Origin of the sequence: Mesorhizobium sp. M7A.F.Ca.CA.001.10.2.1, from assembly GCF_003998575.1 — a bacterium.
In the GTDB taxonomy this organism is placed as follows: Bacteria; Pseudomonadota; Alphaproteobacteria; order Rhizobiales; family Rhizobiaceae; genus Mesorhizobium.
Genome location: NZ_RZQY01000095.1, coordinates 1 through 13,397, shown reverse-complemented (window position 1 = coordinate 13,397; position 13,397 = coordinate 1). Strand labels below are relative to the sequence as shown.

10 protein-coding genes and 1 pseudogene are annotated in these 13,397 nt (G+C 61.9%); 9 read left to right on the top strand and 2 right to left on the bottom strand.

All coding sequences use genetic code 11. From position 1 onward, the window contains the following. Positions 1 to 77 precede the first annotated feature (77 nt). Positions 78 to 815 (bottom strand): GntR family transcriptional regulator, encoded by a 738-nt coding sequence (locus EN964_RS09110; RefSeq protein ID WP_127270373.1) that lies wholly within the window; start codon positions 813 to 815, stop codon positions 78 to 80. Continuing rightward, positions 815 to 2,149 (bottom strand): aspartate aminotransferase family protein, encoded by a 1,335-nt coding sequence (locus EN964_RS09105; RefSeq protein WP_127270372.1) that lies wholly within the window; start codon positions 2,147 to 2,149, stop codon positions 815 to 817. Before EN964_RS09105 ends, EN964_RS09110 begins: the two co-directional genes overlap by 1 nt. A 121-nt stretch (positions 2,150 to 2,270) precedes the next feature. Here EN964_RS09105 and EN964_RS09100 point away from each other — a divergent pair, with 121 nt between their 5' ends. The 9 genes and pseudogenes from EN964_RS09100 to EN964_RS09060 form a co-directional block, all read left to right on the top strand. Next, the gene (locus tag EN964_RS09100; RefSeq protein ID WP_127270371.1) at positions 2,271 to 3,326 is read left to right on the top strand and encodes an ABC transporter substrate-binding protein; all 1,056 of its coding nucleotides are present in this window, start codon (positions 2,271 to 2,273) and stop codon (positions 3,324 to 3,326) included. A gap of 67 nt (positions 3,327 to 3,393) precedes the next feature. Next, positions 3,394 to 4,557: an ABC transporter permease gene (locus tag EN964_RS09095; RefSeq protein WP_206528702.1), complete on the top strand. Its 1,164-nt coding sequence runs from the start codon at positions 3,394 to 3,396 to the stop codon at positions 4,555 to 4,557. Beyond that, positions 4,554 to 5,363 (top strand): ABC transporter permease, encoded by an 810-nt coding sequence (locus EN964_RS09090; RefSeq protein WP_127268148.1) that lies wholly within the window; start codon positions 4,554 to 4,556, stop codon positions 5,361 to 5,363. Before EN964_RS09095 ends, EN964_RS09090 begins: the two co-directional genes overlap by 4 nt. Then, a complete protein-coding gene (locus tag EN964_RS09085; RefSeq protein ID WP_127268147.1) occupies positions 5,360 to 6,538 on the top strand; it encodes a M20 aminoacylase family protein in 1,179 nt (392 codons plus the stop codon). The genes EN964_RS09090 and EN964_RS09085 overlap by 4 nt, the downstream gene beginning before the upstream one ends. After that, positions 6,538 to 7,971 carry an FAD-binding oxidoreductase gene (locus tag EN964_RS09080; RefSeq protein ID WP_127268146.1) on the top strand — a complete coding sequence of 478 codons (1,434 nt, stop codon included), beginning with the start codon at positions 6,538 to 6,540 and terminating at the stop codon, positions 7,969 to 7,971. Before EN964_RS09085 ends, EN964_RS09080 begins: the two co-directional genes overlap by 1 nt. Positions 7,972 to 7,973: 2 nt before the next feature. Beyond that, complete coding sequence (locus EN964_RS09075; protein WP_164748744.1) at positions 7,974 to 8,336, top strand: AraC family ligand binding domain-containing protein; 363 nt, start codon at positions 7,974 to 7,976, stop codon at positions 8,334 to 8,336. A 190-nt stretch (positions 8,337 to 8,526) separates the two neighbouring features. Next, entirely contained in the window at positions 8,527 to 9,159 is a 633-nt protein-coding gene (locus EN964_RS09070) for a response regulator transcription factor (RefSeq protein WP_245477102.1), read from the top strand. Positions 9,160 to 9,477: 318 nt separating this feature from the next. Next, complete coding sequence (locus EN964_RS09065) at positions 9,478 to 13,080, top strand: DUF5801 repeats-in-toxin domain-containing protein (RefSeq protein ID WP_127270368.1); 3,603 nt, start codon at positions 9,478 to 9,480, stop codon at positions 13,078 to 13,080. A 77-nt stretch (positions 13,081 to 13,157) separates the two neighbouring features. After that, positions 13,158 to 13,397, top strand: a pseudogene (locus EN964_RS09060) (type I secretion system permease/ATPase); the annotation flags it as partial.

The following is a 13,397-nucleotide window of genomic DNA, read 5'->3' as shown; positions in this document are numbered from 1 at the left end:
CGCCTGGACCGTCTGCCCGTAGCGCTTGCTGACGCCACGAAACTCGACATGAACCGGGCCACGCGGGGATCCGCCCATCACCGCGCCTGCGCCTTGGGATCACGGCGTGCCGAAGCCGGGCGTTTGCGCGCAGGCTGAGCCTCAGCCGCCGCGGCGGCGCGAAGAATGATGTCGGCGGCCTCGCGCAGGTCGGCCACCAGCGCCTTGCGCGCAGCCGCGCCATCGGCGCGACGCAGCGCCGCGAGCATTTCGTCATGATGGTCAAGGCCCAGGCCGTAGGTCACGTCCGAGCGGACGATGTTCAAGAACGGTCCTGCTTGCAGCCACAATTTCTCGATGATTTGCTGGATGAGAGGTGACCGCGCGGCATGGTACATCGTGAAATGGAAGCGCCTGTTCAAGCCGAGATAGCTAGCCATGACATTGCTCTCGACGCATTCGCGCATCAGCCCGTTCAGCTTCGCCAATTCATCGAGTTCTTCGGGCGTGATGGTCGTCGCGGCCCACTCGGCCGCCGTTCCTTCGACGCTGCAGCGCACACGCACCAGATCCGAAATACGCGCCACCGTGGCCTCGGGGACGATGACGCCCCGATTTGGGTGGTCGAACATTGCCTCGTCGCTGACGAGTTGCCGCAAGGCCTCGCGCACCGGCATGGCGCTGGTCCGGTACTGTTCGGCAAGCTGTCGCACGACCAGTCTTTGGCCGGGCAGGAAGTCACCGTTCATCAGTGCTTCCTTCAAGCCCGTATGGACACGAACATGAGCTGTCTTTTGCGCGGCTGAGCCGGCACTGGCATTCTTGCGATCAAGCATCAGTTTGTCCGGCGCGGCAGTATTTTGAGGTTGCTCGACAGGAAATCGTCGAATGCGCCGGCGAAGCCGTCGAGTTCGGTGTCGCCAAATGGCAGTGACAACGCCAGCATGCCGCGCGGCGTCACGTAGTACCCTCGCAACAGCATTTCGATATGCCAAAGCGCAATCACCGAAGGATCGGCATCGTCGAGCCGCGCCGGAGTGTCCACCGGCCCCCTGACGAAATGCAGGTTCATCAACGACCCACGCCCTATGACGATGCCCTCGACGCCATGCCTTTCAAGGGAGACGTTCATCGCTTCGCGCAAGCGATCGCCGCGCCCATTGATGGCGCGGCTCGCCTCTTGCGTCAGCACCTCGGTCAGACCGGTGAAGCCAGCAGCCATGCTGAGAATATTGTTGTTGAACGTCCCGCCATGCGAGAACGCACCGGGCAAAGCCGGATCGAAGCGATCGACGAGGTCGGCGCGTCCACCGAATGCGCCAAAACTGGCGCCGCCGCCGATATACTTGCCGAGCGTCACGAAATCGGGAAAGATTTCATGTGCGCCATGGAGCGCGCGGTAGTCGAGGCGCGAGGTCATCACCTCGTCGAAGATCAGCAGCGCGCCGGTCTCCTTCGTCGCCGCGCGCAGCGCTTCCAGGAACTCACGCGTCGCCGGGATGCAGCCGCCGCCGCCCATCATCGGCTCGACGATCACTGCGGCAAGCTCGTCGCCCTGTTCCTTGATGAGCGCCACGGCGCCTGCACTATCGTTGTAGTCGGCGAAGACAAAGGGGAAAGGCAAATTGAGCGGTGAGCCGCCATGCGCAAAAGTGAGTACGCCGCCATGATAGCCCTCGCGGAAGGCGAGGATCTTCGAGCGCTGCGTGATGGCGCGAGCCGCCGAAATCGCCATGATGTTCGCCTCGGTGCCCGAGTTGCAGAAGCGCACGCGCTCTATGGCCGGAAAACGGTCGACCACCGCGGCAGCCAGGCGCGCCTCATAGCGGTTGGGTGCGCCCAGCATGATGCCACCCTGTATGACGTCCACAAGGGCCGCCGAAATCGCCTTGTCGGAGTGGCCGTAGAAACCGGCACTGTATTCCGAGACCAGGTCGACATAGGTATGGCCGTCCAAATCGGTCACCCTGCAGCCTTCACCGGAAACAAACGATACGGGGAATGGCCGATACCATAGAACAGCCCTCGTATTGCCGCCCGGCAACGATGCCGCGGCCTCGTTCTGACGCGCCCGGCTGTTCGGGTTGGCGTCAGCGAAACGCTGTCGCGCCTCGTCCAGAACAGCAGCGAGACTGACATTGGCGCGCAGGTCTCTAGTGCCTTGCAGCATTCGATCAAATCTCCTCGTCTTTTCAACTTTTTTGCACCATATCGCAAATTCCTGTTGCTAATCAATCGATTTTGCGTTTGAAATTTGATCAAATCTGCAACGATAAGAAAGGGGAACTGCAATGAGGACTTATCTGCAAGCCGTATCTGCCGCCGCGATCTGCCTCGCGACCTCGACTTTGGCCGCGTCCGCGGCCGACCCCGTCACGGTGGTCGGCTGGGGGGGTACATGGGACAAGGCCTACAAGGATGGGGTCTGGGACAAGTACACCGAAAAGACGGGCGTTCCGATCGTCATGGAAGAATGGGGCGGCGAGGTCGCCAAGGTGCGTGCCCAGGTGCAGGCGGGCAACATTACCTACGACGTCGTCTCGGTCGAAGCGCCCGCCATGGAAGTCGGCTGCGCCGAAGGCCTGTTCGTCCCGCTGACGCCCGAGATCACCGGCGACGCGGCGAATTATCTCCCAGGCACCCTGCACGAATGCGGCGTCGCATCCGACACCTGGGCTACGGTCCTTGCCTACAACACGAAGGTCTACAAAGGTGACGCCGCGCCGAAGAGCTGGGCGGATTTCTGGAACGTCGAGAAATTTCCGGGAAAGCGCGGGCTTTACCAGCAGGCACAGTTCACGCTGGAAAATGCGCTGATGGCCGACGGCGTTAAGCGCGAGGACATGTACAAGGTGCTGGGCACGCCGGAAGGCGTCGACCGGGCTTTCGCCATGCTCGACAAGATCAAGGCGCACGTCGTCTGGTGGTCCACAACGACGCAGGGCATCCAGAACCTCGACAGTGGTGAAGTGGCTCTCAGCGACGCGTTCAATGCGCGCATCACCAACGAAGCCATCAACGAGAAGAAGCCCTATGCGATCGCATGGGACGCTGGCTTCTTCTATGGCACCGACTACTGGGCGGTGGTGAAGGGCGCGCCGCACCAGCAGGCCGGGCTGGATCTCCTCAAGTGGTTCTCCATCCCTGAAAACCAGGCCGGCTTCTCGAAACTCTATGCCTATGGCACCGGCCGCAAGGAAGCCGCCGACCTCATTCCCGCGGATTGGAAGGCCTACCTGCCGACGTCGCCGGAGCACCTTCAGTACGGCGCCTCCTATGACAACGACTTCTGGACCGAGCACAAGGAAGCACTGGAAGAACGCTTCAAGGCCTGGCTCGCGAAGTAACCCAGGCATGTTGGTCGGGACAAAGCCGGCTATGAAGCGGCGCCAACGGGGCGGCATGCTCGCCCTGTTGACGACCCCGCTTATTCTGTTCGTCGTCATTCTGTTTCTGTGGCCGGTAGCGCGCTTCCTCGCTCTGGCCGTCGACAACTCGGATTTCTCGAACAACCTGCCGCGCACAATTGCCGCTCTGGCGGGCTGGAATGCGGATAGCGGCCTGCCTGGCGAACCCGTCTTTGCAGCACTCGTCGAGGATTTGGCCGACGCGCGGCGCGCCGGGAAGGAAGGCGTCCTGGCGCAACTCGTGAACCAGCGCGTGGTCGGCAGCCGTTTCCTCGTCATCAAGACGGCAAAGGATGCGGCCGACGGCAAGCTCGACATGCGCCCCGTGCGCGACGAGGTGCTCGCCAAACAGGCCGGTTGGAAAAACATCGATCTCTGGCAGGTCATAGCGCGTCAGCAAAGCGCGCGAACGGACTATTATCTGCTTGCGAGCCTGGACCTGAAGCGAGGCGCGGACAATTCGATCGAAGCCGTTTCCGCCGACCGCGCCATCTTCGTCGACGCGCTGCTGCGTACGATCTGGATCAGCATCGTGGTGACCGTCATCTGCGCGGTGCTCGCCGTGCCGCTGGCGCAGGCAATTGTCAGCGCGCCCCCGGCCTGGTCGAAGCTGATGTTCGCGTTGATCCTGTTTCCGCTCTGGACATCGCTGCTGGTGCGCACCGTCATCTGGATCATCGTGCTGCAGAAGAACGGCCCCGTGAATTCCACTCTGCTCGGATTGGGTATCGTCAGCGAACCCCTCGACCTCATCTACACCCGCTTTTCGCTCTATTTGGCGATGGTTCAGGTTCTGCTGCCTATGATGGTGCTCTCCGTCGTCGCTGTCATGCGGCGGGTTCCGACCACCTACATGCGCGCGGCACTGTCGCTGGGTGCGCCGTGGCTCACGGCATGGCGCCGCGTGCAGTTGCCGTTGATCCTGCCAGGGATCCTGTCTGGCGGGGCGATCGTTTTTGTCTTCGCACTTGGCTACTACATCACCCCGACGCTTGTCGGCGGGCCGACCGACCAGATGATCTCCAGCTACATAGCTTTCTACACGAACAGCACACTGAACTGGGGCATGGGTGCAGCGCTTTCGCTGCAACTGCTGATGATCCTCGTGTTGTTTGCGTTGCTGTTCTGGACGGCGTCCGTCCTCTTCCGCCGCAAGGCGCATGTCGCATGAGCGCCGACCGCTTCCGGAAGTGGCTGATGTATGCCTATGCGGCGACGTTGCTGGCGTTCATCATCCTGCCCCTGCTGATCGTGATCCCTATGTCGCTGACCTCGAGCAATTCGCTGGCATTTCCGACGCCGGGCTGGTCGCTGCGCTGGTATGCCGAACTGTGGGTCGACCAGCGTTGGCCGAACGCACTGTGGAACTCGGTCGTCATCGGGCTGTCCACCACGGTCCTGGCGTTGCTGCTCGGCATACCTGCGGCGATCGGACTCGCCTGGGGCGATTTTGCCGGCAAACGGATTCTCTACGCGATCATCGCCGCGCCCTTGGTGACGCCGGTTGTCATCGTCGGCGTCGCGGCTTTTTCATTCTTCGCCACACTGGGACTCGTCGGCAACAAGCTATCCATCATTCTGGTGCATACGGCGATGGCCGTGCCTGTGATGCTGACGACTGTCGTCGCCAGCCTTTCGACCTTCGACCGGACATTGGTTCGCGCGGCCGCATCGCTCGGCGCCGGCACCATCCGCACATTCTTCAAGGTAGTGCTGCCGCTGATAGCGCCGGGCGTCATTACAGGGGCCATCATCGCCTTCATCATCTCTTTCGACGAAGTCGTCGTCGCAAGTTTCCTCTCGACAGGCGCGGAGCGAACCTTGCCTCGCATGATCTTCTCCGGGGTTCGCGAATCCATCAGCCCTGCCATCGCGGCCGTCGCTGTGCTGCTGATCGCATTCTCTGCGACCCTGCTTGGTGTCATCGCCATCCTTCAGGGCCGCTCGCAAACTCTCCGCGCAAGGGCATCGGCATGAGACTGGTTCCATCGGTACAGCAGTTGGAGACCGAGATGACGACCTGGCGGCGGCATCTGCATGCCAATCCAGAACTCGGCTTCGAAGAGTTCGAGACGGCGCGTTTCGTGGCGGACAAACTGCGCTCGTGGGGCATCGAGACGACCGAAGGCGTCGGACGGACAGGTGTCGTCGGTACGCTCAGGGGCAGGCTCGGCGCTGGTCGCAGTCTTGGCATCCGAGCCGACATGGACGCCCTGCCGATGACCGAGGCGCGGCCGCTGCCGCATGCATCCCGCATTCCCGGGAGGATGCATGGCTGCGGCCATGACGGTCACACGACGATGCTGCTCGGCGCAGCCTCGGCGCTTGCCCGCTCGCCCGACTTCGCCGGCACCGTGCATTTCATTTTCCAGCCGGCCGAGGAGGGTCGAGGTGGGGCACTCGCCATGCTGAATGATGGCCTTTTCGAGCGTTTCCCCTGCGATGAAGTCTACGCGCTGCACAATTGCGAACGGCCTCTCGGCGAGATCGCCGTCCACCGCGGAACGGTGGCCGCGGCGGCCGATCGCTTCGAGATCGTCGTCCATGGAAGGGGCGGCCACGCGGCGATGCCGCATCTGGCGATCAATCCACTCCCCGTCGCCGCGCGCATCCTGCTGGCGATAGAAGCCCTGCCCGGTCGCCTGACCGATGTGCACTCTCCGGCAATCGTCACCGTTGGCAGCCTGCGCGCCGGCGAAGCCTTCAACACCATCCCCGATGCGGCGTTTCTGACCGGCACCGTGCGCACCTTCGACCATCAGGTTCAAAAGACGCTGGAGATGGCAATCCGCCGCATCGCGAAAAACGAGGCTGAAGCTTTTGGCGCCAGCGTCGATATTCGCTACGAAACGCCCTTCGCGCCGACGATCAACACTCCGGCGCAAGCCGACGCGATGATCGCGATTGCGAACGAGGTGATGGGCTCGGAACGTCTCGTCGTCGATCCGCCTCCCGAGATGGGTTCTGAAGATTTCTGCTACATGTTGGAACAGCGGCCGGGCTGCTATTTCTTGCTTGGCCAGGCGGACGACGCGCACCAGGCCGCCGCGCACGACACCAATTACGATTTCAACGACGCTATCCTGCCGATGGGCGCCAGTCTTTTGGTCAGGCTGGTGGAGCGCCGCCTGTCCGCGGCAGGCGCATCGTGATGCAGTTGCCGGAAAAAGACATCCGCTGGCGGAGCCATTGGCTGCGGCAGGCATTGCCCGAGGACCCGGACCTTGCGCCTCCGCTCGAAGAGACAACGCAGGCCGACATCTGCATCGTTGGCGGCGGGTATCTCGGACTGTGGACCGCCATTCGCCTCAAGCAGCACAATCCAGGCTTCGACGTTGTCATTGTAGAGCGCGACATTTGTGGTGGTGGCCCGAGCGGCCGCAATTCCGGAATGGTGCTTTCGGCGTGGACCAAATACAGCGCGCTTGCCGCGCTGCGCGACGGAAACGACGCGCTTTCGATCATCAAGGCATCCGAAGCCGCGATCGGCGGCATCGAGGCTTTCTGCAAGACCGAGGCAATCGACGCCTGGTTCGATCGCATCGGCTGGATCTGGGGCGCTACGTGCGAAGCACAGCTTGGCGCCTGGGACGACGCGTTAAACAAGCTGGCAGCGCACGGCTACGTCCCGGCGCGGCGAGTTTCGCGCCCGGAGATCGCGGCGATGGCCGGTACGACGAGCCACCTTGGCGGTGCGTTCGACGCTTCGTCGGCAACTGTGCATCCAGGGTTCCTGGTGCGCGGCCTGCGTCGTGCAGCGCTGAACCGCGGCGTTCGGATCTATGAAAAGTCGCCGATGAAGCGGTTTTCGCGACGTGGCAAGCTCACGGTGGAAACGGCGAAAGGAACTGTGTCCTGCGGCAAGGTCGTGCTTGCCATGAATGCCTGGTCCGGGGCGATTCCGGAACTGGCCCCTGCGATCTTCAACATCTCCAGCGACGACGCCATGTCACAGCCCATTCCAGGCCTTCTCGACAAGGTCGGCTACCGCCGGGCGCCGCTGATGATCGATTCCCGCGTCTTCGTTGGCGGTTGGTCTCCGACGCGCGATGGTCGGCTGTCCGTCGGCGTCAGCGGTGGCGTCATTGGCTTCGGCGGCATCGTCGACCAGCGTTTCCATGGCCTGTCGCCACGGGTCGCCGAAATGCGTCGCGTGCTGCGGGATGGCCACCCGGCGCTCGCCGATTTCCCGCTCGAAACATCGTGGAACGGCCCGATCGACCGGACGGTCAGCGGCGTGCCGCTGTTCGGCGCTTTGCCCGCCAACCGCGATGTCGTCTACGGCTACGGCTTTTCCGGCAATGGCACGACAATGGCTTATATCGGCGGCGAGATTCTCACCGGCCTGCTGACTGACGGCGAATCGGAACTGACGCATTCGGCGCTGGTGCGTCCGGTGGCGCGCGGTTTCCCGCCCGAACCCTTTCGCTTCGTCGGTGCGCATTTCGTCCGTGGCGCGGTGCGTCGGCGCGACGATCTCGAACATGCCGGGCGCAAGCTGAATCCGGTGACGAGATGGCTCGCCGGGCTGGCCCCGTCCGGCGTCACTCCCTCCAAAGCCAATCTTCGCGCAAAGAAAGGATGACAATGTCCAAGGCCAGGATTTTCAAGCACAGCGAGTTGACTCTGAAGCCATCAGTCACGCCGACCGGAACGTCGTCGATCGCGCGCGTGATCAATGCCGAGATCAGCCGGACCATGGGCGGTGGCATCGAGTATCTGGAGAACGCCTCGATCGACTGGACCGTGACCTATGACGAGGTCCTGTTCATCCATGAAGGCACGCTGACGATCGAACTGGATGACGGCCGCCACGAATGCCGCCCTGGCGACATCGTCTGGCTGCCCAATGGCACGCATCTGAAATACATCGCAACCGAACGCACCGGCTATTTTTACTGCCTATACCCGTACGACTGGGCCGCGCGGCAAGGGACGTTAGAACCTTGACGTGACAGGCATATCATAGGTTGGCCTTTCACGGCGCCGTTCCGAGCGGCAGTCTCGGGGCGTTATTATAGCAACATGTATATTAGCTATTACTTGACAATAGGCCTAGGCTCTGGTTTCCTGATTTTACGGGTACTTAACCAAGTTCGTTGCGTTTTTTACGGACGGTGTTCGCATGTCGACGTTGGTCGTGGCGGACCCGCGAGGGGTATATCTCGCCGGTCTGGAATGGGTTTTGCAGAAGGCTGGACACGATGTTGTCGCCCAGTGCCGCCGCCCTGTGGACGTTCTCGCTCATGTGGAGCGCCATCAACCTGATATCGTCATCGTGGGCGTGGATCTCGAGGACCAGCAGACATCAGGTCTTTCCTCACGGCTGAAGGCTGGCAACAGCGCTCTCGGCATCATCTTCATCGTGCAGCCAACCGGCAGGCTCGATATCAAGGAAATACAGACGCTCGACGTCGACGGCCTGTTTCTGGACGGCATCAGCCACCGCTTTCTCGTCGAATGCGTGAATGCGGTGGCGGCGGGCAAGAAGTGGATCGACAACAAGATCGTCCAGCAGCTGCTGATGCCGGGCTCGCAGCCGCAGCCCATGTCCCGGCTGACCGGGCGGGAGACCGAGATCGCCGATCTCGTCTCGCGCGGGCTGCGCAACAAGACCATCGCGCAGCGGCTGCATTTATCCGAAGGTACGGTGAAGATGCACCTGCATCACGTCTACGAGAAGCTGCACCTCGGCGGCCGGGCGGAACTGGCCTGGATGACGCACGGCAAAGCCACCGAGCGTCCACGAACGGGCCGAACCGGCCTGCTCTGACCGTCCCTCTCTCCTCGCGCCGACATTGTACGCACGGCAACGGCCGGAAAGCCGTCTGACGGCATCTGCCTTGTGCCGGCGCGGCCTCCCCCAGCACCCGCCAGCCTGATCTACCGATGGATATATATCGTTCGATCAGGTGCGGACATTGACCGCAATACTATCGAAGCGGGAATGGACGCGCCCTCTGCGCCGGCGGCACAATGAAATTGGAGGGGCGCATTTCAGTATGCGACCGGCTGCACCGGGGTAGGTGCATTTCCGGCATTGGGGGCTGCATCCCTTTCCAGAAAGCATTTTGAACCAAGGAGAATCTCCATGGCACTCGATATCGTAGCTCAAGACATCATCATCGACGAGACAATCGGTTTTACGGACGATGATATCAATCCGGCCATTCCGCCATACGACACCAACCCCACGGTGCAATATCTCCTAAGTCTCGACGATCCGGATGGGTTGACCTCGCCTGAGGTCGCCTTCCAGGCCAACTTCGTGGAGGCCTCGGCGAGCGCGGGAGAAACCATCACCTCGGTCGTTCTCTCACAGAACCTCGCTGGAACCCCGTTTTCCACCACCGTCGGCGTGAACAGCGGCATTCAGACGGTCGATGGCAATTATGTCTGGCTGTTCCAGGACCTAACGCATCCAAACGTCGTGATCGGCGTCATTGGCACCTCTGACGCGGGCACTGAGCCCGCCGAGACCGGACCGCTCGCCTTCTCGTTCGCCCTGATCAACACCAGCAACACCAATGCGGATTTGTATACGGTCCAGTACGTGCCGTTGTTCCATCCGGACGAGACCAACCCGGACGACCGCATCAATCTGGAAGACGCAGTGTTCGCCTCCGTTGCGGGAACCTCCGTGGTCAGTTTTTTGGGCGAGGACGCCGCGCCCGGCAACAATGATTTTTACTTGATCAATTCGCCCGATGACGCTTCCAAGCAGCTTCTGGTGATAGGCTTGAACGGTGGCACCGCCAACGTGAGTGAAAAGGGCTTCGGCGTCAACAACCAGAGCATTAATCCGGGCGAAACGCTCCAGGTCGATTTTGTGACCGGCGGTGATCTGGCCGCGGGTGATGCCTCGGAAATCCAGTACGATAGCCATCTCGAGACCGTCACGCGGGCCGGATTCACAATCAACCAGATCACGCCTTCTACTCCCACTGATCGGGTGGACGTCAGTATCGCTGCCTTCAACAATACGGGCAACGATCAAGGCACGGATTTCTTTGACGGCACCGCGACCAACCTCGTGAACATCACCAGCCTCACGTTGACGGGTGAATCAGGGTTTGCGTCCACCATCATCGCCAATGGCACCTATGCCACTGGGAGCGGCAACGTCACCGTCAGTGGGCTCGGCACGGGCATAGTCACCATCACCGGACTCGACAACGTCACCACCGTCGATGTCATCACCAGCAGCCCAATGGATCGGCTGCAGGTATCATCGGTCGATTCAAACGAAGGGCTCGATATCTCCGAGTTCCATTTCTCGACGACGAACACCAACGCCCACAGCGAAGAGGTCGGCTCCTTCATCAACTTCGACGATGACGGGCCGGCGGTGACAGCGGACGGCACTGTTTCGCCGCTGATTACCGACGATACCGACATTCCCGATACAGCGTCGGCAAGCTTCGCGCCGGTCTTCAGCGTCGACGCCGGCGCCGATGGCCTCGACGGCGTCACCTATGCGCTCGACGTCAAGAGCCCCGGTGTCGACAGCGGCCTCGACGACACGCTCAGCGGCGACAACATCCTGCTGCGCCTCAACGCCAGCGGCGAGGTCGAAGGCTATCTGGCGAACGCCACAGGCACGGTCGCCTTCCTGATCAGCGTCGACGAGAACACCGGCGAGGTGACGCTGACCCAGAATAGCTCGGTCGTCCACAACGATGCAGCCGATCCGGTGGAGAGCGGCGTATCGGCGGCGACACTCGCTGCGGCCGACCTGGTGACGTTGACGGCGACCGCCACCGATGGTGACAGCGACACCGACGCTGCAACCGCCAATATCGGCGACGCCTTCCATTTCGAGGATGACGGCCCGACGGTGACGGCGGACGGCACTATTCCGACGCTGACCACCGACGACAGCGATCTTTCCGATACCACATCGGCAAGCTTTACTTCCGCCTTCAGCACCGACCTCGGCGCCGACGGCGGCGCCGTCACCTATGAGCTCGGCGTCAAGAGCGCAGACGTCGACAGCGGCCTCGACGACACGCTCAGCGGCGATAACATTCTGCTGCGCGTCAATGGCAACGGCGAAATCGAAGGCTATCTGGAGAACGACACGGCTACGGTCGCCTTCCTGATCAGCGTCGATGAGAACACCGGCGAGGTAACGCTGACTCAGGACCGTTCGGTTATCCATAACGATCCGGCAGATCCCGTGGAGAGTGGCGCTTCGGCGGCGGTACTTGCCGCGGCCGATCTGGTTACTCTGACCGCGACCGCCACCGATGGTGACGGCGACACCGCCGAGGCAACAGCCAACATCGGCACTGCTTTCACCTTCGAGGATGACGGCCCGACGATCACGGTGCCGTTCGACGGTGATGCCTCCGGTGGTGGTAGCGATGGTACCCACGAAACCCTGGCTAATGCGGCCAATGCGTCCGCCACCGGAGCCTTCGGGTACGACATCGGCGCGGATGCTCGCCCGGACGCGTTCTACGATGCCACGCACTCTGACTTCGTCGACCAGGATGGCGACCCGCTTAATGGCATCCAGATCGCACTCACCGGCTCGATCGCCGGCGGCGGCGGGGGCAATCTCATCACCTCGGACGTCACGCTCGCGTCGGAGGACTCCGATTTCGCGACGTTCGACTTCAGCTTCACCTACGACAAGGACCCAGCGGATCTCGTCCAGCCGGGCACGGCGGGCGGCACCCTCCTCTTCGACAAGGGTGCCGGCACTTACACCATCACCCTGACCGATCCGCTCGAAGGCTTCAGCTTCGACCTTATCCACACCAGTGAACTCTTGTCCAAGCAGCCCACGAGCAATACGGGCCACCCGCAGATCGTGTTGGAACAATTGCAGGCGGATGACGGGACCACGCAGAATGTAGACGAAGACTTCTACGTGCAGTTCACCGGCAACGCGATCAACAGATCCAACCCGTTCGGATTGACGAATAACGGCGAGGGGGCATCCAACCCCTTTGACTCCTCATTCGCCTTCGGCGCTCACGACATGGTGAGCAACGACAATGAAACATGGGTGTCTGCGACGCAGAACACCAACGGTGTCGCCGGTGACACGATCCAGAAAGGCGAATTGCTCACGTTGCGGTTCTTCGACAACAATGTCGGTATCGCAACCGAGGTGCAGCAGACACCGCAGACGTCGGCTTTCGCCGGCAGCATGGCCATCGAGTTCGACGGCATCGGCAACAGCGAGGACCTGATGCTGATCCTCAACCTGGCCGACAACGGTGCCGACAACATTTTCGGCACCGCGGACGACACTTCGATCACACGGGCTATGTACGTGCAGAACGCCGACATCTTCAAGACGGGTCAGGCCCCGTCCCCGTACAGCTCGGAGTTCACGCTCGACAACAATGACGGCCTCGTGATCATCGAGCAGAACGACTACAACGCAGCCGGCGAAGAGTACCTGCTGCAGGGTGTCCAGATCATGCAGTCGGGCAACGGGATCACCGGCAGTGCCATCGACCTGATCAGGGAGACCGGAGCTGGCGGCGGCAGCAGCGTTGCGACCAACGATCTGGTGAGCTTCGACGGCGCTGACAACGACGTGCTGAAGATCGTGGACATCGCCTTCAGCACGACCGTGACCGAGACGCCGTCAGCCAGCCTCGACTTCGCCTTCCAGGTGGCGGACGCGGACGGGGATGTGACAGACATGCAGCACATACTTGTTGATGTCGCCTGACACTTGACCAACGGGGGCAGCCGATGCTGCCCCCGTGCGCCTCCCGCGATCTCTTGCACGGAGATGTCATCCAGATGATGAGAACCAACCAACAGCCGCCTGCCCTGCAGGTGGTGATGAAAGAGGCCAGACGCGCCATCCGGCCGCTTGTCTGGTTCAGCGGCGGCATCAACGTGCTGATGCTGACCGGGGCGCTCTATATGCTCCAGGTCTACCACCGCGTGTTGTCCAGCCACAGCCTGGAGACGCTGGTGATGCTGTCGCTTATGGCGGCAGGGGCACTCGCGGCAATGGCGGGGGTGGGGGGGGGGGGCGGG